28 protein-coding genes are annotated in these 24,841 nt (G+C 69.4%); 19 read left to right on the top strand and 9 right to left on the bottom strand.

The genetic code is table 11. The features are described 5' to 3' along the window. Positions 1-103 precede the first annotated feature (103 nt). Positions 104-556: a c-type cytochrome gene (locus AC2D80_RS14330; protein ID WP_484633712.1), complete on the top strand. Its 453-nt coding sequence runs from the start codon at positions 104-106 to the stop codon at positions 554-556. 33 nt (positions 557-589) lie between these two features. Here AC2D80_RS14330 and AC2D80_RS14325 read toward each other — a convergent pair whose 3' ends face one another. After that, on the bottom strand, positions 590-1,132 hold the full coding sequence (locus AC2D80_RS14325; protein ID WP_484633711.1) for a peroxiredoxin family protein: 543 nt from the start codon (positions 1,130-1,132) through the stop codon (positions 590-592). A 69-nt stretch (positions 1,133-1,201) separates the two neighbouring features. Here AC2D80_RS14325 and AC2D80_RS14320 point away from each other — a divergent pair, with 69 nt between their 5' ends. Beyond that, the gene (locus AC2D80_RS14320; RefSeq protein WP_484633710.1) at positions 1,202-1,903 is read left to right on the top strand and encodes a DUF4197 domain-containing protein; all 702 of its coding nucleotides are present in this window, start codon (positions 1,202-1,204) and stop codon (positions 1,901-1,903) included. Positions 1,904-1,926: 23 nt separating this feature from the next. Here AC2D80_RS14320 and AC2D80_RS14315 read toward each other — a convergent pair whose 3' ends face one another. Beyond that, complete coding sequence (locus AC2D80_RS14315) at positions 1,927-3,195, bottom strand: CaiB/BaiF CoA transferase family protein (RefSeq protein WP_484633709.1); 1,269 nt, start codon at positions 3,193-3,195, stop codon at positions 1,927-1,929. 65 nt (positions 3,196-3,260) lie between these two features. Here AC2D80_RS14315 and AC2D80_RS14310 point away from each other — a divergent pair, with 65 nt between their 5' ends. From AC2D80_RS14310 to ptsP, 5 genes are read left to right on the top strand one after another with little or no spacing between them, the layout of a single operon-like run. Next, entirely contained in the window at positions 3,261-3,803 is a 543-nt protein-coding gene (locus AC2D80_RS14310) for a hypothetical protein (protein ID WP_484633708.1), read from the top strand. Next, on the top strand, positions 3,800-5,059 hold the full coding sequence (locus AC2D80_RS14305) for an MFS transporter (protein ID WP_484633707.1): 1,260 nt from the start codon (positions 3,800-3,802) through the stop codon (positions 5,057-5,059). The genes AC2D80_RS14310 and AC2D80_RS14305 overlap by 4 nt, the downstream gene beginning before the upstream one ends. A 10-nt stretch (positions 5,060-5,069) precedes the next feature. After that, complete coding sequence (locus AC2D80_RS14300; protein ID WP_484633706.1) at positions 5,070-5,516, top strand: PTS sugar transporter subunit IIA; 447 nt, start codon at positions 5,070-5,072, stop codon at positions 5,514-5,516. Next, positions 5,485-5,754 (top strand): HPr family phosphocarrier protein, encoded by a 270-nt coding sequence (locus AC2D80_RS14295; protein ID WP_484633705.1) that lies wholly within the window; start codon positions 5,485-5,487, stop codon positions 5,752-5,754. Before AC2D80_RS14300 ends, AC2D80_RS14295 begins: the two co-directional genes overlap by 32 nt. A gap of 37 nt (positions 5,755-5,791) precedes the next feature. Next, positions 5,792-7,531: a phosphoenolpyruvate--protein phosphotransferase gene (gene ptsP / locus AC2D80_RS14290; RefSeq protein WP_484633704.1), complete on the top strand. Its 1,740-nt coding sequence runs from the start codon at positions 5,792-5,794 to the stop codon at positions 7,529-7,531. Between the two features lie 264 nt (positions 7,532-7,795). Here the strand turns inward: ptsP and AC2D80_RS14285 are convergent, their stop codons facing one another. The 3 genes from AC2D80_RS14285 to AC2D80_RS14275 all read right to left on the bottom strand — a co-directional run bounded on the left by AC2D80_RS14285 (position 7,796) and on the right by AC2D80_RS14275 (position 10,760). Then, positions 7,796-8,638, bottom strand: a complete 843-nt coding sequence (locus AC2D80_RS14285; RefSeq protein ID WP_484633703.1) for a DMT family transporter — start codon at positions 8,636-8,638, stop codon at positions 7,796-7,798. A 146-nt stretch (positions 8,639-8,784) separates the two neighbouring features. After that, positions 8,785-9,495 carry a helix-turn-helix transcriptional regulator gene (locus AC2D80_RS14280; RefSeq protein WP_484633702.1) on the bottom strand — a complete coding sequence of 237 codons (711 nt, stop codon included), beginning with the start codon at positions 9,493-9,495 and terminating at the stop codon, positions 8,785-8,787. Positions 9,496-9,545: 50 nt separating this feature from the next. Continuing rightward, on the bottom strand, positions 9,546-10,760 hold the full coding sequence (locus tag AC2D80_RS14275) for a glycosyltransferase family 4 protein (RefSeq protein WP_484633701.1): 1,215 nt from the start codon (positions 10,758-10,760) through the stop codon (positions 9,546-9,548). A 189-nt stretch (positions 10,761-10,949) separates the two neighbouring features. Between AC2D80_RS14275 and AC2D80_RS14270 the strand changes: the two genes are divergently transcribed. After that, positions 10,950-11,558 (top strand): hypothetical protein, encoded by a 609-nt coding sequence (locus AC2D80_RS14270; RefSeq protein WP_484633700.1) that lies wholly within the window; start codon positions 10,950-10,952, stop codon positions 11,556-11,558. Between the two features lie 59 nt (positions 11,559-11,617). Here AC2D80_RS14270 and AC2D80_RS14265 read toward each other — a convergent pair whose 3' ends face one another. After that, a complete protein-coding gene (locus tag AC2D80_RS14265) occupies positions 11,618-13,282 on the bottom strand; it encodes an aminotransferase class III-fold pyridoxal phosphate-dependent enzyme (RefSeq protein ID WP_484633699.1) in 1,665 nt (554 codons plus the stop codon). A 56-nt stretch (positions 13,283-13,338) separates the two neighbouring features. On the opposite strand from AC2D80_RS14265, the gene asd reads away from it, so the two are divergent. Both asd and AC2D80_RS14255 read left to right on the top strand, forming a co-directional pair. After that, on the top strand, positions 13,339-14,271 hold the full coding sequence (asd, locus tag AC2D80_RS14260; protein WP_484633698.1) for an archaetidylserine decarboxylase: 933 nt from the start codon (positions 13,339-13,341) through the stop codon (positions 14,269-14,271). A 47-nt stretch (positions 14,272-14,318) separates the two neighbouring features. Then, entirely contained in the window at positions 14,319-15,203 is an 885-nt protein-coding gene (locus tag AC2D80_RS14255) for a UDP-2,3-diacylglucosamine diphosphatase (protein WP_484633697.1), read from the top strand. A gap of 16 nt (positions 15,204-15,219) precedes the next feature. Here the strand turns inward: AC2D80_RS14255 and lipA are convergent, their stop codons facing one another. Genes lipA through AC2D80_RS14240 form a run of 3 tightly spaced genes read right to left on the bottom strand, consistent with a single transcriptional unit; the run spans position 15,220 to position 17,227 of the window. Further along, positions 15,220-16,197, bottom strand: coding sequence for a lipoyl synthase (gene lipA / locus AC2D80_RS14250; protein WP_484633696.1), 978 nt, complete (start codon positions 16,195-16,197; stop codon positions 15,220-15,222). A 48-nt stretch (positions 16,198-16,245) separates the two neighbouring features. Further along, positions 16,246-16,938: a lipoyl(octanoyl) transferase LipB gene (lipB, locus tag AC2D80_RS14245; protein WP_484633695.1), complete on the bottom strand. Its 693-nt coding sequence runs from the start codon at positions 16,936-16,938 to the stop codon at positions 16,246-16,248. Between the two features lie 13 nt (positions 16,939-16,951). After that, positions 16,952-17,227, bottom strand: coding sequence for an HP0495 family protein (locus AC2D80_RS14240; protein WP_484633694.1), 276 nt, complete (start codon positions 17,225-17,227; stop codon positions 16,952-16,954). Positions 17,228-17,370: 143 nt separating this feature from the next. On the opposite strand from AC2D80_RS14240, the gene AC2D80_RS14235 reads away from it, so the two are divergent. The 9 genes from AC2D80_RS14235 (at position 17,371) to AC2D80_RS14195 (ending at position 24,781) form a co-directional block, all read left to right on the top strand. Further along, the gene (locus AC2D80_RS14235; RefSeq protein WP_484633693.1) at positions 17,371-17,955 is read left to right on the top strand and encodes an ATP synthase subunit I; all 585 of its coding nucleotides are present in this window, start codon (positions 17,371-17,373) and stop codon (positions 17,953-17,955) included. A gap of 23 nt (positions 17,956-17,978) precedes the next feature. Further along, positions 17,979-18,845, top strand: a complete 867-nt coding sequence (gene atpB / locus AC2D80_RS14230) for a F0F1 ATP synthase subunit A (RefSeq protein WP_484633692.1) — start codon at positions 17,979-17,981, stop codon at positions 18,843-18,845. Positions 18,846-18,918: 73 nt separating this feature from the next. After that, positions 18,919-19,164 carry a F0F1 ATP synthase subunit C gene (atpE, locus tag AC2D80_RS14225; protein ID WP_009519254.1) on the top strand — a complete coding sequence of 82 codons (246 nt, stop codon included), beginning with the start codon at positions 18,919-18,921 and terminating at the stop codon, positions 19,162-19,164. 122 nt (positions 19,165-19,286) lie between these two features. Then, complete coding sequence (locus AC2D80_RS14220; RefSeq protein WP_484633691.1) at positions 19,287-19,757, top strand: F0F1 ATP synthase subunit B; 471 nt, start codon at positions 19,287-19,289, stop codon at positions 19,755-19,757. A gap of 31 nt (positions 19,758-19,788) precedes the next feature. After that, on the top strand, positions 19,789-20,319 hold the full coding sequence (locus tag AC2D80_RS14215) for a F0F1 ATP synthase subunit delta (RefSeq protein ID WP_484633690.1): 531 nt from the start codon (positions 19,789-19,791) through the stop codon (positions 20,317-20,319). A 52-nt stretch (positions 20,320-20,371) separates the two neighbouring features. Continuing rightward, positions 20,372-21,928 carry a F0F1 ATP synthase subunit alpha gene (gene atpA / locus AC2D80_RS14210; protein ID WP_484633689.1) on the top strand — a complete coding sequence of 519 codons (1,557 nt, stop codon included), beginning with the start codon at positions 20,372-20,374 and terminating at the stop codon, positions 21,926-21,928. A 30-nt stretch (positions 21,929-21,958) separates the two neighbouring features. Beyond that, entirely contained in the window at positions 21,959-22,825 is an 867-nt protein-coding gene (gene atpG / locus AC2D80_RS14205) for a F0F1 ATP synthase subunit gamma (protein WP_484633688.1), read from the top strand. 47 nt (positions 22,826-22,872) lie between these two features. Then, a complete protein-coding gene (atpD, locus tag AC2D80_RS14200; protein WP_484633687.1) occupies positions 22,873-24,282 on the top strand; it encodes a F0F1 ATP synthase subunit beta in 1,410 nt (469 codons plus the stop codon). Positions 24,283-24,364: 82 nt separating this feature from the next. After that, complete coding sequence (locus tag AC2D80_RS14195; protein WP_484633686.1) at positions 24,365-24,781, top strand: F0F1 ATP synthase subunit epsilon; 417 nt, start codon at positions 24,365-24,367, stop codon at positions 24,779-24,781. Positions 24,782-24,841 lie beyond the last annotated feature (60 nt).

Raw genomic sequence — 24,841 nt, 5'->3', positions numbered from 1 at the left:
CGGTCGGGCATGCGGGCGGATTCACCGGGCATACCCCGGGGAGGCACAGACTGTACTGCCTGAGAATATGCCGACCCCCGTCACCCCATCAAGGAGTTTTCCGATGCGCCGACTCATCACGCTCTCCCTGGCTTTCGCGGCCGCCGCCGTGGCCCTGCCCGCCGCCGCGCAGTTCCAGAAGCCCGAGGACGCCATCAAGTACCGCAAGGCCACGTTCACCGTGATGGCCGCCCATTTCAGCCGCCTGGGCGCCATGGCCAACGGCCGTGTGCCGTTCGACGCCAAGGTGGCCGCCGAGAACGCCGAGATCGTGAACACGCTGGCCACGCTGCCGTGGGACGCCTTCGGTCCCGGCACCGACAAGGGCGACACCCGCGCCCTGCCGGCCATCTGGACCGAGCAGGCCAAGTACAAGGCGGCGTCCGACAAGATGGTGGCCGAGGTCGGCAAGCTCAACGCCGCGGCCAAGACCGGCAACCTCGACGCCATCAAGACCGCGTTCGGCGCCGCCGGCCAGTCGTGCAAGGCCTGCCACGACAACTTCCGCAAGGACTGACGCTCACGTCGCCGCCGGGGCCTGGCCCCGGTCTCACGCGGCCAGCAGCTTCTCGATCAGCTCATGCAGCGCGGCGAACTCCGGTTCGCCCACATAGCGCTTGACGATGCGCCATTCCTTGTCCACCACATAGGTGGTCGGCGTGAGCTTCACATCGCCCCACGCCTGGGCAATCTCGCCGGTGCTGTCCAGCGCCACCTTGAACGGCAGTTGCCGCGTCTGCGCGAAGTTCTGCACCCACTGCGGCGGGTCGTAGCTCATCGCCACCGCGATCGTCTCGTAGCCGCGCGCGGCGAACTTCTGATAAGTGGCCACGAGATCGGGCATTTCCTTCACGCAGCTCACGCAGGTCGTGGCCCAGAAATTGACCAGGGTCACCTTGCCGCGCAGCTCGCTGGCTGCCACGCGCCGCCCATCGAGCAACAGGAAATTTGAAGCCGGCGCTTCATCGCGCGTGCCACACCCGGTCAGGCTGGCCAGCGCCAGACCGCCGACCGCGGCCGCCGCGCCTTGCAGCACCCGACGGCGGGGCGGGCTGAGCACATACGAAGAAGGATCGTTGCGTTGCGTTGTCATTTCCGGTTCCCGGGGCTACAGTGCCTCGCCATCACGCATCGACGGCCGAGCCGTCGGGAGGACCACACCATGCAGCGCCGCCAGTTTACCCAGCACACCTTCGCCCTTGGCCTGATCGTCGCCGCGGCCCATCGCCAGGCCTGGGCCTTGTCGCTGGCCGACCTGAGCGAGGGGGACGCAAGCAAGGGCATCAAAACCGCTTTGGAGAAGGGGACGCTGGCCGCGGTGGCGCTGCTCGGACGCCCGGATGGATTCCTAGGAAACCCGAAAGTTCGAATTCCCCTGCCGGGCTACCTCGAAGACGCCTCCAAGTTGCTCAAGCTCACCGGCCAGGGGCCCAAGGTGGACGAGCTGGTGACCAGCATGAACCGCGCGGCCGAGGCGGCGGTGCCGATGGCGCGCGACCTGCTGGTGAACGCCGTGAAGTCGATGAGCGTGAGCGACGCCAAAGGCATCCTCACCGGGGGTGAGGATGCCGTGACCCGCTTCTTTGCCGACAAAACGCGCTCGCCGCTGACCGAGCGTTTCCTGCCCGTCGTCACGAAGGCCACGGAGAAAGTCGGTCTGGCGCAGAAATACAACCAGGTCGCCGGCAAGGCGGCGGGCATCGGTCTGGTCAAAAAAGAAGACGCCAATATCCAGCGCTACGTCACCGGCAAGTCGCTCGATGGCCTGTACACCATCATCGGCGACGAAGAGCGCAAGATTCGCCAGGACCCGGTGGGCAGCGGCAGTGCGATCCTGCAGAAGGTCTTCGGCGCGCTCAAGTGAGGCCCGGCTGATCGCGCGGGCGCTCAGACCGCGCCGTCGGCGCGCAGCGCATCCACCGCGGCGCCGTCCAGCCCCAGCCAATCGGCCAGCACCTCGCCGGTGTGCTCGCCCAGCAGCGGCGGTGGTCGGTCGGCGCGCACGGGCGTGGCGCTGAGCTTGAGCGGGCTGGCCACCAGCTCCACCGGCGATCCGGCCAGCGGGTGCGACCACGCTTGCACCATGCCGCGCTCGCGCACATGGGGGTCGGCAAACACCTCGGCGAGGTTGTTGATCGGCCCGCAGGGCACCTTGGCCGCCTCCAGCGCGGCCAGCCACTCGGCCTTGCCGCGCGTCTTCATCAGCGCTTCGAGCATCGGCACCAGCACCGCCCGGTGGCGCACGCGATTCTGGTTGCGGGCGAAGCGCTCGTCGGCCGCGATCTCCGGCCGCCCCGCCACTTCACAGAACTTGGCGAACTGACTGTCGTTGCCAACGGCCAGGATGATGTGTTGCGGCGCTCCCTGCGTGTCGGGCGCCACCTCGAACACCTGGTAAGGAACGATGTTGGCATGGGCGTTGCCGGCCCGACCGGGCACCACGCCGTCCGCCCGCCCGCGCACCAGGTAGTTCGCGCCCAGGTTGGCCAGCATCGCCACCTGCGTGTCCAGCAGCGCCATGTCGATGTGCTGGCCTTCGCCGGTGCGTTCGGCGTGGCGCAGCGCGGCCTGGATCGCCACGGTGGCGTACAGGCCGGTGAACAGGTCGGCCACCGCGACCCCGACCTTCTGCGGCCCGCCGCCCGGCAGGTCGTCGCGCTCGCCGGTCACGCTCATCAGCCCGCCCATGCCCTGCACGGCGTAGTCGTAACCGGCGCGGTCCTTGTAGGGGCCGGTCTGGCCGAAGCCGGTGATGGAGCAGTACACGAGCCGGGGATTGATGGCCCGCAGCGAGGGGTAATCCAGCCCGTAGCGGGCCATGTCGCCGACCTTGTAGTTCTCCACGAACACGTCCGCCTGCGCGGCCAGCCGGCGGATCAGTGCCTGCCCCGCTGGTGTGGCCAGGTCGCAGGTGATCGAGCGCTTGTTGCGGTTGGCGCCCAGGTAGTAGGCGGCCTCGGCGGTGTCTTGCCCGTCGCGTCCGCGCAAAAACGGCGGGCCCCAGCCGCGCGTGTCGTCGCCCCCGGGGTGATTCGATCCCGGCGGACGCTCCACCTTCACCACGTCGGCGCCCAGGTCGGCCAGGGTTTGCGTGCACCACGGTCCGGCCAGCACGCGGGAGCAGTCGAGTATGCGGATACCATCCAGAGCATTCATGCGGGCATTGTGCTTGAGTGCCGGTGTTCCCGCCGCCGCCCGCGCGACGCCGCTTGTTCACCGCCATGCCCTTCCGTCCGATCGCCGCGGCCGCCGCCGTGACCCTGGCCGCCGTCACGCTGGCCGCCTGCAGCCCCACCTACAACTGGCGCCAGTTGCGCGTGGAAGGCACGCCGCTGCAGGCGCTCATGCCCTGCAAGGCCGAAAGCGCGGCGCGGCCGGTGCCGCTGGGCCTGCCGACCGCCGCGGCCACGCTGACCATGCACAGTTGCCAGGCCGGTGGCCTGACCTTCGCCGTGGCCTGGGTGGCGCTGCCCGACGGCAGCGACGCCGCCGCCGCGCTGGACCAGTGGCGGCAGGGCGCGCTGAGCACCATCCAGGGCACGCCCGACGCCGCCCCCAACGCCCCGTCCTTCGCGCCGCGCGTCAAGGGCGCTCCCGACGCGCAGGGCCTGCGCGCCCGTGGGCGCACCCCCGACGGCCGCGACGTGGTGATGCAGGCGGTCTACGCCCGCCGCGGCGGGCAGCTTTATCAGGGCGCCATCTACGGGCCGGCGATTCCCGACGAGGTGAGCACCACCTTCTTCGACGGGCTCAGCCTGCCATGAGCACCGCCGGTCCCGACGGCGCGCTCGCCCCGCGCGCTGCCGTCATCGTCTTCTTCGCGTTCGCGCTGGCCTACTTTCTGTCGGCGCTGCTGCGCGCGATCACCGCCACCCTGTCGCCCACGCTGAGCGCCGAGTTCGGCCTGTCGGCCGGTGACCTCGGCTTGCTCGCCGGCGGCTATTTCCTCGGCTTCGCGGCCACGCAGCTGCCGCTGGGCCAGTGGCTGGACCGCCATGGGCCGCGCCGCGTGGTGCTGGGTTTTCTCACGCTGGCGGTGGCGGGCTGCGTGGCCTTCGCGCTGGCCAGCAGTTTCACCGGCCTGCTCGCCGCGCGGGTGCTGGCCGGCATGGGCGTGAGCGCCTGCCTGATGGCGCCGCTGACCGGGTACCGCCGCTGGCTGGCGCCAGCCACGCAGCTGCGCGCGAACTCGTGGATGCTGATGACCGGCTCCTTTGGCATGGTGGCGGCCACCTTGCCGGTGCAGTGGCTGATGCCGATGCTGGGCTGGCGCGGGCTGTTCTGGGGGCTGGCGCTGCTGTTCGTGTTGGCGATGGCGGTGCTGGCCTGGACCGTGCCCGCGTGGTCGCGCCCGGCGGACGAGCCCGGGGCAGCGCCGGACACCACGCCCGCGGGTTATGGCCTGGTCTGGCGCCACCCGTATTTCCAGCAACTTCTCCCGCTGGGGCTGGTGAACTACGGCGGCATGATCGCGGTGCAGACGCTGTGGGCCGGCCCGTGGCTGGTCCAGGTCGGCGGCCAGACGCCGGCGCAGGCCGCCACCGGGCTGTTCGGCATCAACCTGGCCATGCTCGCCACCTTCTGGCTCTGGGGCGTGGTCAACCCGCGGCTGGCGCGCGCCGGCCACCGGCCCGAGGACCTGATCGCGCGGTGGCTGCCGCTCAGTCTGGTGTTGCTGGTGGTGATCGTGTGGCTCGGGCCGCGGGCGGGCTGGCCCCTGTGGGCGCTGTTCTGCATGAGCTGCACGGTGGTGGCGCTGTCGCAGCCGGCGGTGGCGCTGGCGCTGCCCAGCGCGGCGGCCGGTCGGGCGCTGTCGGCCTACAACCTGGCGATCTTCCTCGGTGTGTTCATCGTGCAATGGAGCATTGGTCTGCTGGCCGACGCGTTCAGCGCGCTGGGCTGGGATACGCCCACGCGCCTGCGCGGCGCGATCGCGGTGTTCGGCGTGGCCAGCGCGCTGGCCTACCTGCGTTTCCTTGTGCTGTGGCGGCGTCAGCGCGCGGGCAGGAGCCACGGCTAAACTTGCCGCCATGAACGGCATCCTGGTGATCGCGCACGCCCCGCTGGCCTCGGCCCTGCGCCAGTGCGTGCTGCACGTCTTCCCCGACGCGGCTGACGGGATCGCGGCGCTCGACGTGATGCCCAACGTGCCGCCGGAGGAGTCGCTGGCGCAGGCCCGGCTGCTGCTGCGGCAGATGGGCCGCCCGCAGACGCTGGTCGTCACCGATGTGTTCGGCGCCACGCCGTGCAACGTGGCCCAGCGGCTGGTCGATGGCGTGACCAGCAAGCTCATCACCGGCGCCAACCTGCCGATGCTGCTGCGCACCGTGTCGTACCGCCACGAATCCTTGGACGCCCTGGTGTCGCGCGCCCTCATCGGCGCCACGCAGGGCGTGATCCAGGTCGCCGTGACCGCTCCCCAGAACCAGGCCCGACGAGCCACCCATGATCAAGACCACCGCGACCATCAGCAATAAGCTCGGCCTGCACGCGCGCGCCTCGGCCAAGCTGACCAAACTCGCCGGCAGCTTCGCCAGCGATGTATGGCTGTCCCGGGGCGAGCGCCGCGTCAACGCCAAGAGCATCATGGGCGTGATGATGCTGGCCGCCGGCCTGGGCAGCACCATCGAGATCGAAACCAGCGGCGCCGACGAGCAGGCCGCGATGGACGCGCTGCTCGCGCTCATCAACGACAAGTTCGGCGAGGGCGAATGAGCCGCCGCGCCGCCCCCTTCCCCGGAGCGCGCCGGCCATGACCTTCTCGGTGCACGGACTGGCTGTCTCGCGCGGCGTGGCCATGGGGCGGGCGGTGATCGTGGCATCGAGCCGCGTGGACGTGGCCCACTACTTTGTGGCGGCCGATCGGGTGGAGGCCGAGATCGAGCGGCTGCGCACCGCGCGCGACGCCGTGGTGCGGGAGATCGAGCGCGTGCAGCAGACGCTGCTGGAGCCCGGCGCCCACGACGCCCACCCCGAACTCAACGCGCTGCTGGATGTGCACCTCATGCTGCTGCAGGACGAGCAGCTCACCGGCGGCGTCAAGCACTGGATCACCGAGCGCCACTACAACGCCGAGTGGGCCCTGACCACGCAGCTGGAGATCGTCGCGCGCCAGTTCGACGAGATGGAGGACCCCTACCTGCGCGAGCGCAAGGCCGATCTGGAGCAGGTGGTCGAGCGCATGCTGCGCGTCATGCGCGGCGGCGCCAGCGCGATCGCCGCGCCCGCTCCGGCCACGGCGGCCGGTGAAGAGCCGCTGGTCCTGATTGCGCATGACCTGTCGCCGGCCGACATGCTGCAGTTCAAGCAAAGCGTCTTCGCCGGCTTCGTCACCGACGTTGGCGGCAAAACCAGCCACACCGCCATCGTGGCGCGCAGCATGGACATCCCCGCCGTGGTCGGCGCGCGATCGGCCAGCCACCTCATCAACCAGGACGACTGGGTCATCATCGATGGCGACGCCGGCGTCGTGATCGTCGATCCGTCGCCCATCGTGCGCGATGAGTACGGCTTCAAGCAGCGGCAGAACGCCATCGAGCGCGAGCGCCTGGCGCGTCTGAAAAACACGCCCGCCGTCACGCTGGACGGCCAGCGCATCGAGCTGCTGGCCAACATCGAGCAGCCGGCCGACGCCGCCGCCGCGCTCAAGGCGGGGGCGGTGGGTGTCGGGCTGTTCCGCAGCGAGTTTCTATTCATGGGCCGCAACGGCGCCCTGCCCGACGAAGAAGAGCAGTACCGTGCCTACCGCGCGGCGGTCGACGGCATGCAGGGCCTGCCGGTGACCATCCGCACCGTGGACGTCGGCGCGGACAAACCGCTCGACCGCGGCAGCGCGCGCAACGACGACCACCTCAACCCCGCGCTGGGCCTGCGCGCGATCCGCTGGAGCCTGGCCGACCCGGCCATGTTCCTCGCGCAGCTGCGCGCCATCCTGCGCGCGGCCGCCCACGGCCCGGTGCACCTGCTCATCCCGATGCTGGCCCACGCCAGCGAGATCCGCCAGACACTCGCGCTGGTGGATCGCGCGCGCGAACAGCTCGATGCCGCCGTCCAGCCGCATGGCCCGGTCAAGCTCGGCGCGATGATCGAGGTGCCGGCGGCCGCGCTGACCATTCCGCTGTTTCTGCGCCATTTCGACTTCCTGTCCATCGGCACGAACGACCTGATCCAGTACACGCTCGCCATTGACCGCGCCGACGAGGCCGTGGCCCACCTGTACGACCCCGCCCATCCGGCGGTGTTGCAGCTCATCGCCAGCACCATCGCCCAGGCGCGCGCGCTGGGCAAGGGCGTGAGCGTGTGTGGTGAGATGGCCGGCGACGTGGCCATGACCCGCCTGTTGCTGGGTCTGGGCTTGCGCAGCTTCTCCATGCACCCCTCGCAGATCCTGTCGGTCAAACAGCAGATCCTGCGCAGCGACACCACCAAACTCGCCGCCTGGGCGCAAAGCGTGCTCGCCAGCGACGAACCGGCGAGCCTGTTGGGGGATTAATGCCCCCACGCTCCGCCGCTGCGCGGGTCGCTGCCCCCCGAGGGGGCGCGTTCGGCCTTGGGGCGGCCCAGCGGCCGAACCGGAAGCCCCCACGCTCCGCCGCGGCGCTGCCGGCGTCAGCGCCTCTTCGCCCCGTGCTGACCTGCGCAGGCAGGCCAAGAGCCGCGGGGCGCAGGCCCTCGGGGGCTGCGCCGGCTGGGGGCGGCCCGGCGCCGGATCGTCAGGCGCCCAGGCGCTGTTGTGGCGTGGGTGGCCGGACGGCGCTCAGTCGCCGCGGGTGGCCACGATGGCGGCGCCGACGATCATGAGCGCAGCGATCACGACGGCCGGCCCCGGCCACTCGCCGCGCATCGCCAGCAGGGTGAGCGTGGACAGCAGCGGCGTGAGGAAACTCAGCACGCCGATCTGCCGGGCATCGCCGCGCTTGAGGGCTGCGTCCCACAGGAAAAACGCGCCGCCGAGCGGTCCCAGGCCGAGCACCGCGATCAGCGCGAGGTCGCGCGCCGAGAGCGCGACCGCCGGCTCCAGCAGCGCGTGGCAGGCCAGCGAGAGCGCGCCGGAGACCAGCGCAAAGCCGCCAATGGCGGCCGTGGGGAAGGCGCGCACGCGGCGCGTGAGCAGCGAGTAGCTCGCCCAAATGAAGGCCGAGCCCAGCGCGGGCAGGTAGCCCCAGGCCCAGCGCGGGGCGTCTGCGGTGTCACCACCGCCGCCCAGAATCGCCAGCGCCGCGCCGGCGAAGCCCACCAGGGCCGCCACGACGTGGCGCCGCGCCAGCGTCACCCCGGGCAGGAACAGCGGCGCCATCACCACGATCCCCAGCGGCCACAGGTAGTTGACCAGGTTGGCCTGCACCGGTGGCGCGTGGCGCAGCGCGATGAACAACAGGAAGTGGAAGCCGAACAGGCCGTACACGCCCAGCGCCAGCGTGGACGGTGGCACGCGCCACTGCCGCAGGTCGAAGCGCGCCAGGGGCAGCGCGATCACGCTGCCCACCAGCAGCCCGAGGCCGGTGAGCAGAAAGGGCGGCACGTGGGACAGGGCCACGCCCAAGGCGGCGAGGGACGCCCACAGCGCGATCGCGCCGAGGGCCAGCAGGTTGGCGTTCATGGCGGCGAGGGTAGCGCAGGGCACCGTCGCCCCCGGCGGGTCGATCGTCGCGCCCGACGGGTTGGCAGGGTCTGCGGGTCGATCGTCGCGCCCGACGGGTCGGCAGAGTTCGCGGGTCGATCGTCCCGCCCGACGGGTCGGCGGTATCAGCCGGGGGGCAGGTCGCGGCGCAGGGCCGCGGTCAGCGCCGAGGGCGAGCGGTAGCCGACGGCCGCGGCCACGCGGGCCACCGGCCAGCCCTGGGCGCGCAGGGCCCGCGCGGCCACCAGGCGTTGCGCGCGCAGCCAGGCCTGCGGGCTCAGGCCACGCTCGGCGCGGCAGCGCGCCACGAGTTGCGCCGGACTGAGGTGCACGCGGGCGGCCATTTCGCCCAGGGTGGGAGGCGCGCTGGCTTCCCGGCAGGCCCAGCGGGCGAGGGCGTCCCAGTCGATGGCGCGGCGCACCCGCGGGGGCGATTCGGCCGCGGGCGGCAGCCACGCCTCCAGCAGCAGCGCCGGCCCCAGCGCGCGGGCCTGCGGCAGACCGGCCGCCAGCGCCTGCGCGAGGTAGGGCGCCAGCGACGCCGCGGCCCCGCCCGGTGGGAGGCCGGCGACGCGGGCCCAGCCGTCGTCGCCCGTGTCGAGCACCAGGCAGCGCGCGCCGCCACGGGCCTCGAAATCGTGGCGCTCGCCGGGCGGCACCACCAGCCCCTCGCCCGGCCGCACCCGCTGTCCCCGCCCTTGGACCTCCAGCTCCAGCGTGCCCTCCAGGCCAAGGAGCACCTGGAAATGGTCGTGGGCGTGGCTGCCGTGGGCGGCGCCGTAGGTGCGCACGGCGAGGGTGGCGGTGGGTGGCGAGGATGTGGAGCGGGTTGCCATCGGCGCACTGTACGCCGGGTGTGTACGCCGGGTCTGGCCGGCGCGCCGCCTCAGGCCGCGGCCGCGGCGCCTTCGGTCGGGCGTGGGACCGCCGCCTCCGCCAGCACGGCCGCGTATTCCGCTTCGAGGGCGGCGACGATGCGCGACCAGTCCAGGGCCTGCGCGGTGGCGCGCGCGTGGCGGCCCAGGCGTTGCGCGCCGGGCAAGTCGCCGGCCGCGTGCACCGCCAGGCGCAGGAAGGCGCCGCGGTCGCCGGACGGGGCGATCAGGCCATCGCGCGCGGGGCTGATCAGGGTCGCGGCGGCGGCGTGGTCGTAGGCGACCACCGCCAGCCCGCTGGCCATGGCCTCGGGCACCACATTGCCGAAGGTCTCGGTGAGGCTGGCGAAGAGGAACACGTCGGCCGAGGCGTAGGCCCGCGCCAGCGCCTCGCTGCGCAGTGGTCCGGTGAACACGGCCTGCGGGCAGCGCGCGCGCAGCCGCGCCGCCTCCGGGCCGTCGCCCACCAGGACCAGCCGCGTGCCCGGGCGCACCTGCTGCATGGCGCGCCACGCATCGATCACGGTGTCGAGGTTTTTCTCGGGCGCGAGCCGCCCCACGCACAGCGCCACCAGCGTGTGCTCGTCGGCGCCCCAGCTCGCGCGCAGCGCCGGGCAGCGGTGGGCCGGGTCGAAGCGCTGTGCGTCCACCCCTCGGCCAATCACGCGCAGCCGCTCGAAGCCGCGGGCGCCCAGCTCGGCCGCCAGCCGCGCTGTCGGCACGAAGGTGCGGTCGGTGCGGTTGTGCAGGCGGCGCAGCCAGGCCTCCATTGGCGCGGCCAGCCAGCCCACGCCGTAGTGGCCGGTGTAGGCGTGGAAATTGGTGCGGAAGTCCGAGACCACCGGCAGCCCGAGCCGCCGCGCCGCGCGCACGGCCGACGCGCCGAGCGGGCCTTCGGTGACCACGTGCACGAGGTCGGGCCGCTGCGCGGTCCACAGGCGCCGCAGCCGGCCGGCCGCGGGCAGGCCGAGCCGCAGCTGAGGGTAGCGCGGGATCGGCAGGCTGGACACGCGGTGTTCTTCGAGACCGGGCGTGCCGACATCGCGCTCGCCCTGGTCGGGCCGCACCAGTTCGACGGTGTGGCCGCGCTCGCGCAGGCCGGCGACGAGGCGCGACAGCGTGAGGGCCACGCCGTTGACCTCGGGCGGGAAGGTTTCGGTCACCACGGCCAGGCGCAGGGGACGGATCACGGGGCGGGTCATGGAGCGGGTGAGGGCAGGGCTCATGGCGCGGATGCTGCGCGGCGCGTGCAACGGTTTCGTGACAACGGGTCCGGCCAGCGCGCCCGCTCAGCGGACCGGCCACCGGGCGTGTCGCCGCGACGTCATCCGTCGGACACGCCGCTTTCACGCGCTCGCTCCACGATGGCCGCCGCCCGGCGTGTGCCGGCGCGCCCTTGGCCCACAGGAGAACCCGTGAACGACCTGCTTGAGGAACTCGCCCGCCAGCGCTGGGACGACCACCGCTATTACCACCACAGCCGCATCAACCAGTCGCTGCACCTGATCAGCGCCCTGTGTTTCATCGCCGCCTACGCGCTGTTGTTCGTCGACCCGGCCCTGGCCGCGCTCCTGGCCTGGGGTGTGTCGATGACCACCCGGCAGGCCGGTCACTTCTTCTTTGAGCCGAAGGGCTATGACGAGGTGAACCAGGCCACGCACGAACACAAGGAGGCGATCAAGGTGGGCTACAACCTGCGCCGCAAGGTGGTGCTGATGGCCGCGTGGGCGGCGATTCCGGTGGCGCTGTGGCTGGCGCCGTCGCTGGGCGGACTGATCGCGCCGGCCACCGACGCGCGCGGCTATCTGCACGACGTGGGCATGGCGTGGCTGGCGCTTGGCGTGGCCGGGCTGCTGCTGCGCGTGGTGCAGCTCACGCTCACGCAATCGCTGCGCACCGGGCTGGTGTGGGCCACGAAGATCATCACCGACCCCTTCCACGATGTGATGCTGTACTGGCGCGCGCCGCTGCACCTGCTGCGCGGCGAGATGATCGACCCGATGGACCACGCGCGCCGCGGCTGATGGGCCGGCACGCGGCGTGGGCCGGCGGTGCGCGGGAGGCGGCACCGTCCACCGCGGTGTCAGCGGCGGGGCCGCAGGCCGTGGGCGAGCAGTTCGCGCAGAACGCCGCGGCGGATGTCGCGGTTGCTGCGCAGCGCCGCATCGGCGCGCCACCAGCCGTCCTCCACCATGCGCCGCGCTGCCGCCACCAGGCGCTCGCCCACCGCGGTCATGTCGGCGTCGGTGTAGTTGAGGCTGAAGACCAGCCGCCCGCTGCCCACCCACGACAGCGCCAGCCCTTCGGCGCGCAGGTAAAACTGCAGCATCCAGTTGTAGCGGCTGGGCTCGGTGAAGGTCAGTGTCCAGATGCTGCTCAGGTGCGCCACGCGCAGCGGCAGGTCGGCGCGCGCCAGCCGCTCGTTGACCGCGGCGGCGCGGCGGTCCCAGCTGGCGTCGAGGTCGTGGTAGACCGCGCGCACGGCCGGCGTGTCCAGTCGCTGCAAGAAGGCGTTCATCGCGCCCATCACGTAGGGGTGGGCGTTGAAGGTGCCGCGGGCGAAGCAGATGTCGGCCGGGCGGTCCTCGCGGAAGCGCCGCATCCAGGCCGCCCGGCCACACACCACGCCCACCGGCAGCCCGCCGCCGAGCGTCTTGCCGTAGGTCACCAGGTCGGCCCGCACGCCGAAGTATTCCTGCGCGCCACCGCGCGCCAGCCGGAAGCCGACGAACACCTCGTCGAAGATCAGCGCGATGCCGCGGCGCGTGCAGACCTCGCGCAGGCGGTGCAGCCACGCGGTGTAGGCCGCGCGGTCCACGCCGGCGCGGCGGCTGCTGTCAATGAGACCGCTGTCGCCCGGCGCCGCCGCGTTGGGGTGCAACGCCTGCAGCGGGTTGATCAGCACGCAGGCGATGTCGCGGCGGCGCTCCAGCACCCGCAGGCTGCGCTCGCTCAGGTCGGCCAGGGTGTAGGTGTGGCCCGGCGGCAGCGGGTTGCCCGGGCCGGGCTGCACGTCCTCCCACCAGCCGTGGTACGCGCCGCAGAAGCGCACGAGGTAGCGGCGGCCGGTGTGGTACCGCGCCAGCCGCACCGCCTGCATCACCGCCTCGGTGCCCGACATGTGGAAGGACACCTCGTCCAGCCCGGAGATCGCCCGCAGCCGCGCCACGTTGTCGGCCACCACCGGGTGGTAGCTGCCCAGCACCGGGCCCAGCTCGGCCACGAGCGCGCTGCCCTCGGCGATGCAGGCCTTGTAGAAGTCCTGGCCGAACACGTTCACGCCGTACGACCCGGTGAGGTCGTAGAAGCGCTGGCCGTCCAGGTCGGTCAGCGTCACGCCGTTGCTGCGCTGCACGACCGCGCCCACCGACAGCCGCTCGCGCAGGTAGGGGCTGAACTGGAAGGGCACGCGGTAGCGACCGGTGAACTGCAGATCGGCGATGCCGCCGCGCACCGCGTCGGTCCAGGCGATGGACCGGGCGTGGCGGCCGTTGAGCTGCGCCGCCAGCCGAGCGAAGCCCTCGCGCCGGCGCGCCTGCACCGCGGGGCTCACGCCGTCGGCGTTGAAGAAGCGCGCCTCGTCGTACGCGTAGCCCGGCACCAGCGCCGCCACGCGCTTGGCCAGGCGCGAATGCCCGGTCAGCGAGCGGTGTTTGGCCAGCGAGAGCTCCAGGCGGCGCACGGCGCGCGGCGCGAAGGCGGCCGCGGCCGCGGCGAGGGCGAGGGTGGTGACGGTGAAGGTTTCCATGGGGCGGTCGGTTGGGCCAGGACCGCCTCGTTGTATGGCCCGCGATTGACACGCCTGTGAAGACTTCACGACCGCTCGACGACAGTTCCGTGGCGCCGGCCATGCCCGCGCCAACGCCCGCCCACCGGCGCCGCTGGCGCGACCGCCTGCTGCTGCAGGAGGACCTCAACTTCCTGCTGACCAACCGCATCCCGCGCATCGCCGCCACGCGGCTGATGGGTCGCCTGAGCCGCTGGCGCAACCCCGGGTTCGTGCGGCTGGCGCTGCGCGTGTGGCGCCTGTTCACCGACCTCGACCTGAGCGAGGCCGCGCCGGCCCGCTACGACAGCCTGCAGGCCGTCTTCACCCGCGCGCTGCGGCCGGGCGCGCGCCCGGTCGATCCCGACCCGCGCCTCATCACCAGCCCGTGCGACGCCATCGTCGGCGCCTGCGGGCCGGTGGTGGCCGGCCAGGTGTGGCAGGCCAAGGGCTTCCCGTACGCCGCCGCCGAGCTGTTTGGCGAGGCCGCCCGCGCCGCTCCGTTTGAAGGCGGGTGCTTTGTCACGCTGCGCCTGACCTCGGCCATGTACCACCGCTTCCACGCCCCGGCGGACGCACGGCTCGACCACGTGACCTATCTCGCCGGGGACGCGTGGAACGTGAACCCGATCGCGCTGCGCCGCGTGCAGCGCCTGTTCTGCCGCAACGAGCGCGCCGTGTTGCGCCTGCGGCTCACGGCCGGGCCCACGCTGGCGCTGGTGCCGGTGGCGGCGGTGCTGGTGGCCAGCATCCGGCTGCATGCGCTCAATGTCCTGCTGCACCTGCGCTGGAACGGCCCGACCGAGATGCCCTGCGATGCGGCGGTGCGCAAGGGCGAGGAACTCGGCTGGTTCGAGCACGGCTCCACCATCATCGTGTTCGCGCCGCCCGGCGTGTCGCTGGTCGAGGGCATCGTGCCCGGTCGCGTGCTGCGCATGGGCGAACCGCTGATGCGCCTGTCATCCGCCTGACATGGCGTCTTCACCGGCCTGTCGCCCGCCGCGTCCAGACTGCCTGCATGCGACGCGACCTGCTGCCCTTGCTGGGTCCGGTGGACCCCGATGAGGCCGACCCCGACGCCGCGCTGGAGCCCCAGGGGCGCTGGCGTGTGCGCACGGTGTGGATCTCTGACCTGCACCTGGGCACACCCGGCTGCCAGGCTGCGGCCCTGCTCGATTTCCTGCGGCAGGTCGAATGCGAGACGCTCTACCTCGTGGGCGACATCATCGACGGCTGGCAGCTGCGCCGGCAGTGGTACTGGCCACAGGCGCACAACGACGTGGTGCAGAAGCTCCTGCGCAAGGCCCGCAAGGGCACGCGCGTGGTGTTCGTGCCGGGCAACCACGACGAGTTCGCCCGCAAGTACCTCGACCACAACTTCGGCGGCGTGGATGTGGTGGAGGACGCGGTGCACCGCACCGCCGATGGCCGTCTGCTCTGGGTCACGCACGGCGACCATTTCGACGGCGTGATCCAGTGTGCCAAGTGGCTCGCCCACGTCGGCGACTGGGCCTACGAACTCACGCTGCGCGTCAACCGCCACCTCAACTCCTGGCGCGCGCGGCTCGGCCTGCCGTACTGGAGCCTGTCGCGCTACCTCAAGCTCAAGGTCAAACGGGCCGTGAGCTACGTGAGCGACTTTGAGGAAGCGGTGGCGCGCGAAGCGCGCGAGCGGGGCCTGCACGGCGTGGTGTGCGGCCACATCCACCACGCCGAGATGCGCACGATCGGCGGCATCCTGTACTGCAACGACGGCGACTGGGTGGAGAGTCTCACCGCACTCGTCGAACACCCCGACGGTCGCCTGGAGATCCTGGACTGGTCGCAGCGCCGCGGCGGCGGGACAGCGGGCGCCGACACCGGGCTGAGCGCCACGGTTCCAGCGGCGTCTGCTGCCGTGTGACGTCGCTGGGGGTCGGTCAGGCGCCGGCCTTCGCCAGCACGCCGTGCGCCTGCTGGTCGGCGTGGTAGCTGCTGCGCACCATGGCGCCCACCGCGGCGTGGGTGAAGCCCATCTCGTAGGCCTTTGCCTCGAACATCTTGAAGGTGTCCGGGTGCACATAGCGGCGCACCGGCAGGTGATGCCCGCTGGGCGCGAGGTACTGCCCGATGGTCAGCATGTCGATGTCGTGCGCGCGCATGTCCTGCATCACCTGCAGGATCTCCTCGTCGGTCTCGCCCAGGCCGACCATCAGGCCACTCTTGGTGGGCACGTGCGGAAACAGCGCCTTGAATTTCTTCAGCAGGTTCAGGCTGAACGCGTAATCGGAGCCCGGGCGCGCTTCCTTGTACAGCCGCGGCACGGTTTCCAGGTTGTGGTTCATCACATCCGGCGGCGCGGCCTTGAGGATTTCCAGCGCCCGGTCGTCGCGCCCGCGGAAGTCCGGCACCAGCACCTCGATGGTCGTGTCCGGCGACAGCGCGCGCGTCTGGCGAATGCATTCGACGAAATGGCCCGCGCCGCCGTCACGCAGGTCGTCGCGGTCCACGCTGGTGATCACCACGTACTTGAGCTGGAGCTGCGCGATCGTCTTGGCCAGGTTCAGCGGTTCGTCCCCATCGAGCGGGTCGGGCCGGCCATGGCCCACGTCGCAGAACGGGCAGCGGCGCGTGCACTTGTCGCCCATGATCATGAAGGTGGCGGTGCCCTTGCCGAAGCACTCGCCGATGTTCGGACACGAGGCTTCCTCGCAGACCGTGACGAGCTTGTTCGTGCGCAGGATGTCCTTGATCTCGTAAAAGCGCGTCGTCGGGCTGCCGGCCTTCACCCGGATCCAGTCCGGCTTTTTCAGCACCTCGCCGGGCACCACCTTGATGGGGATGCGCGCGGTCTTGGCCTGGCTCTTCTGTTTGACGGTGGGGTCGTAGGCGGGGGCGCCGGGCGGAGGGGTGCTCATGGGCAGGTGGCGGCTCGTGGCCGCGGATCGCAGCGGGTGGGTGCCGGGTCAGGGTGACAGCGCGGCAGCGAGCTTCTGACTCAGCAGGCGCGCAGCGTCGTCCCACGCCACGGACACACCGATTGTAGAAAGGTCCACCGTGCGCAAGCCCTCGTAACCGCAAGGGTTGATGCGCCGGAAGGGCTCCAGGTCCATGGCCACGTTGAGCGCCACGCCGTGGTACGTGCAGTGCCGGCTCACCTTGAGGCCCAGCGCGGCGATCTTGCCCACGCCGGTGAAGTCCGGTGCCGGTGCCGGACTGCCCGGCTCCCGCCGCGCCGGCGCCTGCGGCAACCGCGCGTGGCCAAACGGATCGTCCACCCGCACATAAATCCCCGGCGCGCCGGCCACGCGGTGCCCGGTCACGCCCAGGGCTTCGAGCGTGCGGATCACCGCGCCTTCGATGCGGAACACGTATTCCTTCACGTAGTAGCCCGCGCGCTGAAGGTCCACCAGGGCGTACACCACCACCTGGCCCGGCCCGTGATACGTGACCTGCCCGCCGCGGTTGGTCGGCAACACGGGGATGTCGCCTGGCGCCAGCAGGTGGTCGGCCCGTCCGGCCTGCCCGAGGGTGAAGACCGGCGGGTGTTCGCAGACCCAGAGTTCGTCCGGCGTCGTTGCGTCGCGCGCCGCGGTGAAGGCCTGCATGGCTTCGATCGTGGGTGCGCAATCCACGCGCCCCAGCCAGCGGATGTTCATGGCGTGAAGCGCTTCAGAGCACCACCTTGACCATCGGATGGGTGGTCAGCGTGCGGTACACCTCGTCCAGCTGCTCCCGACTGGTCACGTAGACGTGGACAGTCAAGCCAAGGTAGTTGCCCGCCTTGCTCGGCCGCGACTCCACCGTCGCCGCGTCGAAGCTGGGGTCGAACGCGCGCACCACGTGCACGATGGCCTCGGTGAATCCGTCCGCGTTGACGCCCATCACCTTGATGGGAAAACGGCAGGGGTATTCGATCAGCGACTGGTCGGGCGCGGTGGAGGTCATGTCGAGATTATCCCGGCGGGTGCCATGCATCGGCTCGCGCGCGGTGGGGATACCCTTGACGGTGCCATCGGGTTTCTACGTATAATCAATGGCTTTGCGACTCGGACAACTTCGTAACCCGCTTGTAACCGGAGCCGTCGAACATGCAGACGCCGATGGAACCGCCGCTGCAATCGCCGCAGCGGTTGCCGCAGCGGTTGCCGCAGCGGTTGCCGCAGCGGTTGCCGGCGACACAACCGACGGTCCGCCCGAGCTGGGATGACGAGGGAGATGGGGCGCAAGAACCCGAATTCAAGCCGCTGACGCGCGAACAAGCGCATCAATGGCGCGCCAGCCAGCCGGTGTTATCGCCCTGGCGGCTGGTGGGAATGCAGTGTCTGGTGGGGCTGTTGGCATCTGGCGCGGCTTGGGCTTTGGGCTCGGTGTCGTTGGGTGTTTCGGTCCTGTACGGCGCGGCAGCCGCAGCGGTCCCGACGGCCTTGATGGCCTACGGACTGACCGGCAGCGCGCTGACCCGACTGCTGGCGGGTGCGGCTCAACCCGCATTCGCCGGATTTCTGTTCTGGGAAGGCGTCAAAGTCCTGCTGACGGTGGTCATGTTGGCCGCGGCGGTGTGGGTGGTGCCCAACCTCAATTGGCCCGGTCTGCTGATCGGGCTGGTGCTGGTTCTCAAGGTCTACTGGTTTGGGTGGTTCATCCAGGCCCGCAGGCCCAACGCAAACGATTGACCTCCGATCCATCGGAACCGAACATGGCTGCTGAAGGCACTTTGACCCCGGGCGAGTACATCCGCCACCACCTGGTCCACCTGACCAACAAGAAGCAGACCTCGATCGTTGATTTCTCGGTGATCAACATCGACTCGGTGATCGTCAGCAGCCTGTTGGGTCTGTTGACGGTGTTCGTGTTGTGGCTCGCCGCCCGCAAAGCGACCGCCGGCGTGCCGGGGCGCTTCCAGGCGGCGGTCGAGCTGTTGGTGGAGATGGTCGACAGCCAGGCCAAGTCGGTGATCCACAACGCCCAAAGCCGCAAGCTGGTGGCGCCGATGGCGCTGACCGTGTTTGTGTGGATCTTCATGATGAACTTCATGGACATGCTGCCGGTGGACCTTCTGCCGCACATCTGGCACACCGTGGGCCCGGCCCTGGGCTATCCCGACTATCTGCGCGTTGTCCCCACCGCCGACCTGTCCACGACGCTGGGCCTGTCCTTCTCGGTGCTGATGCTCTGCCTGTTCTACAACATCAAGATCAAAGGCCTGGGCGGCTGGGCGCACGAGCTTGTCACCGCGCCGTTCGGCACCAGCAAGAATCCCGTGTGGGCGCTGCTGCTGGGTGTGGTGAACTTCCTGATGCAGATGATCGAATTCGTGGCGAAAACGGTGTCCCACGGCATGCGGTTGTTTGGCAACATGTTCGCGGGTGAGCTGGTGTTCATGCTGATTGCGCTGCTGGGTGCGTACGCTGCCCTCTCGCTCGGCGGTGGACTCTTCTTCGTCGGACACCTGATCGCCGGCACGATCTGGACGCTGTTCCACATTCTGGTCATCGTCCTGCAGGCGTTCATCTTCATGATGCTGGCTCTGATTTACCTCGGGCAGGCGCATGACGCTCACTGACGCGGCCTGATTCGGACGCGCTCGGGTTCTTTCCTTTCCTTCTCAACAAACTTCCATCTCAATAGGAGTCATCATGGAAAACGTTCTGGGTCTTGTCGCACTGGCTTGCGGTCTCATCGTCGGTCTGGGCGCCATCGGCGCTTCCATCGGCATCGCGCTGATGGGCGGCAAATTCCTCGAATCGTCGGCCCGTCAGCCCGAGCTGATGAACGACCTGCAGACCAAGATGTTCATTCTGGCCGGTCTGATCGACGCCGCCTTCCTGATCGGCGTGGCCATTGCCCTGCTGTTCGCCTTCGCCAACCCCTTCACGCTGTAAGCGGGGTCGCTGCCCCGCGCGGGCCCGGCGGTGACGGCCGATGAATCCCGTCACCGCGGCGAGCGGCCGGCGCCGGCAGCCGGTGCGTCAACTCTTTTGTCAACACACAGAAAGGCGTTGCGATGAACATCAATGCAACCCTCTTTGCGCAGGCCATCGTCTTTGCGATCCTGGTGTGGTTCACGATGAAGTTCGTGTGGCCCCCGATCGCCAAGGCCCTGGATGAGCGGGCGCTGAAGATCTCCGAAGGCTTGGCTGCGGCCGACAAGGCCAAGACCGATCTCGCCGCCGCCAACCAGCGCGTCGAGGCCGAGCTGAACAAGTCGCGCAACGAAGCCGCTACCCGCCTGGCCGACGCCGAGCGGCGCGCCCAGACCGTCATCGAGGAGGCGAAAGCCCGCGCCACGGAGGAAGCCGCCAAGATCGTGGCCGCTGCTCGTCAGGAAGCCGACGCCCAGATCGTGAAGGCGCGTGAAGCGCTGCGCGACGAGGTGGCTGCGCTGGCCGTCAAGGGTGCCGAGCAGATCCTGCGTCGCGAAGTCAACGCCGGCGTGCACGCCGACCTGCTCAACCGCCTGAAGACCGAACTCTGATTCCGCGCCTCGCGGCGCCCAAAGGTATCCCATGGCCGAAATCGCCACCATTGCCCGCCCTTACGCGGAAGCGCTGTTCAAGGCCGCCGGCCACGGTGCCGCCGGTGCTGTCGCCTGGCTGGACGAGCTGGCTGCCGTGGCCGCCGACCCGCAGCTGCGTCAGTTCGCCGACAACCCCAAGGCCACGGCCGAGCAGGTGTTTGCGGTGATCACTGGCGTGCTGAAGTCGCCGCTGGACACCGCCGGGCAGAACTTCCTGCGCACCGTCATCGACAACGGTCGCCTCGCTGCGCTGCCCGAGATCGCGGCGCAGTTCCGCGCGCTGCGCAACGCGCAGCAAGGCGCGTTTGACGCCACGGTCTTCAGCGCGTACCCCATCGACGCTGCCGCGCTGGCGGACCTGTCGGTGGTGCTGGAGAAGCGCTTCGCCCGCAAGCTGAACCTGCAGGTCGAACTGCAGCCCGAGCTGATTGGCGGTATCCGCGTGGTGGTGGGTGACGAGGTGTTTGACACCTCTGTCAAGGCCCGCCTGGAACAGATGAAGGTCGCCCTGACGGCGTGAAGCCGTCCCGCGCGCCCGCCCGCCTACCCTTTAACGTTTGAAGGAAAGAGTCATGCAACTCAATCCCGCCGAAATTTCTGAACTGATCAAGTCCCGCATCGAAGGCCTCGCCGCTTCCAGCGACGTGCGCAACCAGGGCACCGTGGTGTCCGTGACCGACGGCATCGTCCGCGTGCACGGCCTGTCGGACGTGATGCAGGGCGAAATGCTCGAATTCCCGGCCAACAAGGACGGCGTGCCGTCGTTCGGCCTGGCGCTGAACCTCGAGCGCGACTCGGTGGGCGCGGTGATTCTGGGTGAATACGAGCACATCTCCGAGGGCGACACCGTGAAGTGCACGGGCCGCATTCTGGAAGTGCCGGTGGGCCCCGAGCTGATCGGCCGCGTGGTGAACGCCCTGGGTCAGCCCATTGACGGCAAGGGCCCGGTCAACGCCAAGCTGACCGACGTGATCGAAAAAGTGGCGCCGGGCGTGATTGCCCGCCAGTCGGTGGATCAGCCGGTGCAGACCGGCCTGAAGTCGATCGACTCGATGGTGCCCGTCGGCCGTGGTCAGCGCGAGCTGATCATCGGCGACCGCCAGACCGGCAAGACCGCGGTGGCGATCGACGCGATCATCAACCAGAAGGGTCAGAACATGACCTGCATCTACGTCGCCATCGGCCAGAAGGCGTCGTCGATCAAGAACGTGGTGCGCGCCCTGGAGCAGGCCGGCGCCATGGAATACACCATCGTCGTTGCCGCCTCGGCGTCCGAGTCCGCCGCGATGCAGTACCTGTCGGCCTACGCGGGCTGCACCATGGGCGAGTACTTCCGCGACCGTGGCCAGGACGCGCTGATCGTGTACGACGACCTGTCCAAGCAGGCCGTGGCCTACCGCCAGGTGTCGCTGCTGCTGCGCCGCCCGCCGGGCCGCGAAGCCTATCCCGGCGACGTGTTCTACCTGCACAGCCGCCTGCTGGAGCGTGCCGCGCGCGTGAACGCCGACTACGTGGAAGCCTTCACCAAGGGTGAAGTCAAGGGCAAGACCGGCTCGCTGACCGCACTGCCGATCATTGAGACCCAGGCCGGTGACGTGTCTGCCTTCGTGCCGACCAACGTGATCTCGATCACCGACGGCCAGATCTTCCTGGAAACCAGCCTGTTCAACGCCGGTATCCGCCCCGCCATCAACGCCGGTATCTCGGTGTCCCGCGTCGGTGGTGCCGCCCAGACGAAGCTGATCAAGTCGCTGTCCGGTGGTATCCGTACCGACCTCGCCCAGTACCGTGAACTGGCTGCGTTCGCGCAGTTTGCCTCGGACCTCGACGAAGCCACCCGCAAGCAGCTGGACCGCGGCGCCCGCGTGACCGAACTGCTCAAGCAAGCGCAGTACTCGCCGCTGTCGATCAGCCTGATGGCCGCCACCCTGTTTGCGGTGAACAAGGGCTTCCTCGACGATGTGGACGTGAAGAAAGTGCTCGCCTTCGAAGGTGGCCTGCACGCTTTCCTGAAGGACAAGCACGCCACGCTGCTCGCCAAGCTCGAGAAAGACAAGGCCATGGACAAGGACGCCGAAGCCCAGCTCAGCGCCGCCATCGCCGACTTCAAGAAGACCGGCACGTACTGAGCCGTCCATTGACGCGAACAAGGAGCAGCAATGGCAGCAGGCAAGGAAATCCGCGGCAAGATCAAATCGGTGGAAAACACCAAGAAGATCACCAAAGCCATGGAGATGGTGGCCGCTTCCAAGATGCGCAAGGCGCAGGACCGCATGCGCGCGGCCCGGCCGTATGCGGAGAAGGTGCGCGCGATCGCCGGCAACCTGAGCAAGGCGAACCCGGAGTATGTGCACCCCTTCATGAAGGCCAACGACGCCAAGACCGCGGGCTACGTGGTGGTGACGACGGACAAGGGCTTGTGCGGTGGTCTCAACACCAACGTGCTTCGTGCCGTGACCAACGCGCTGAAAGCGCGGCAGGCCGACGGTCAGGACGCGCAGGTGGTGGCCATCGGCAACAAGGGCCTGGGATTCATGAACCGCATTGGCGCCAAGGTTGTCTCGAGCGTCACGGGCCTGGGTGACACGCCGCACCTGGAGAAGCTGATTGGGCCGGTCAAGGTGCTGCTCGACGCCTACACCGAAGGCCGCATCAACAGCGTCTACGTGTGCTACACGCGCTTTATCAACACGATGAAGCAGGAAGCCGTCGTGGAGCAGCTGCTGCCGCTGTCGGCCGCCGATCTGCAAGAGAACACCGCCGGCCACGACTGGGACTACGTCTACGAACCCGACGCGATCTCCGTCATCGACGACCTGCTGTTGCGCTACATCGAGGCGCAGGTCTATCAGGCCGTGGCGGAAAACATGGCGTCCGAGCAATCGGCCCGCATGGTGGCCATGAAGGCCGCCACCGACAACGCCGGCAACGTCATCAGCGAGCTCAAGCTGGTCTACAACAAGACCCGCCAAGCCGGCATCACCAAAGAACTGTCGGAAATCGTCGCCGGCGCCGCCGCGGTCTGATTCCAGCGCCGTTCAACCGAATCCAGAGATCACAGAAGGTATCCATCATGTCTCAAGCACAAGGCAAGATCGTCCAATGCATCGGCGCCGTCGTGGACGTGGAATTCCCCCGCGACCAGATGCCGCGCGTTTATGACGCCCTGAAAATGGAGGGCACGGCCCTCACGCTGGAAGTCCAGCAGCAGCTCGGCGACGGCGTGGTGCGGACCATCGCCCTCGGTTCGTCGGACGGCCTGCGCCGTGGCATGACGGTGACCAACACCAACGCGCCCATCACCGTGCCGGTCGGCAAGGCCACGCTGGGCCGCATCATGGACGTGCTCGGCAGCCCGATCGACGAGCGCGGCCCGATCGATCAGAACCTGACCGCCTCCATCCACCAGAAAGCCCCGAAGTACGACGAGCTGTCCCCGTCGACCGAGCTGCTGGAGACCGGCATCAAGGTGATCGACCTCGTTTGCCCGTTCGCCAAGGGCGGCAAGGTGGGTCTGTTCGGTGGCGCCGGCGTGGGCAAGACCGTGAACATGATGGAGCTCATCAACAACATCGCCAAGGCGCACTCGGGTCTGTCCGTGTTCGCTGGCGTGGGTGAGCGCACCCGCGAGGGCAACGACTTCTATCACGAGATGGCCGATTCCGGCGTCGTGAAGCTGGACAACCTCGCCGAGTCGAAAGTGGCGATGGTGTACGGCCAGATGAACGAGCCGCCGGGCAACCGTCTGCGCGTGGCCCTGACCGGTCTGACCATCGCCGAGTCGTTCCGCGACGAAGGCCGTGACGTGCTGTTCTTCGTGGACAACATCTACCGCTACACGCTGGCCGGTACCGAAGTGTCCGCGCTGCTGGGCCGCATGCCCTCCGCCGTGGGCTACCAGCCGACGCTGGCCGAAGAAATGGGCCGCCTGCAGGAGCGGATCACCTCCACCAAGGTCGGCTCGATCACCTCGATCCAGGCCGTGTACGTGCCCGCCGACGACCTGACCGACCCGTCGCCCGCCACCACCTTCGCCCACCTGGACTCCACCGTGGTGCTGTCGCGTGACATCGCCGCGCTGGGTATCTACCCCGCGGTGGATCCGCTGGACTCCACCAGCCGCCAGCTGGACCCGCTCGTGGTGGGCCAGGAGCATTACGAAACCGCCCGCGCTGTGCAGGGCACGCTGCAGCGCTACAAGGAACTGCGCGACATCATCGCCATTCTGGGCATGGACGAACTCGCGCCCGAGGACAAGCTGGCCGTGGCCCGCGCCCGCAAGATGCAGCGTTTCCTGTCGCAGCCGTTCCACGTCGCCGAGGTGTTTACCGGCTCGCCGGGCAAGTACGTGCCGCTGGCCGAGACCATTCGCGGCTTCAAGATGATCGTCAACGGCGAATGCGACCACCTGCCTGAGCAGGCCTTCTACATGGTTGGCACGATCGACGAGGCGTTCGAGAAGGCCAAGAAGCTGGCTGGTTGATGCGCCTTGGGTTCGCGGCCACCCCGGTGGCCTGCGGACCTGAACGTGAAAACCGCCCCCAACGCACAACGGACGAAGACCCATGAGCACCATTCATGTCGACGTGGTCAGCGCCGAGCAATCCATCTTCTCGGGTGAGGCCAAATTTGTGGCCCTGCCGGGCGAAGCGGGTGAACTCGGCATCCTGCCCGGCCACATTCCGCTGATCACCCGCATCAAGCCGGGCGCCGTGCGCATCGAAAAGGCCGACGGCGGCGAGGAGTTCGTCTTCGTGGCCGGTGGCATTCTGGAAGTGCAGCCGCGCGCGATCACCGTGTTGTCCGACACCGCCATCCGCGGTCAGGACCTCGACGAAGCCAAGGCCTCTGAAGCCCGCAAGCAGGCGGAGGAAGCCGTGAAGAACGCCAAGAGCGACATCGATCTGGCCAAGGCCACGTCCGAGCTCGCCGTGATGGCCGCCCAGATCGCGGCGCTGCGCAAGTACCGCCAGAAGAAGTGATTCCCACGGAGCCGCGCGCTTGCCGCGTGGTTTCATGACAGAAAGCCGGCCTGAGCCGGC

Source organism: Hydrogenophaga sp. T66 (genome assembly GCF_057219855.1).
The sequence above is the reverse complement of the archived record's forward strand: the minus strand, read 5'-3'. Positions and strand labels throughout refer to the sequence as shown.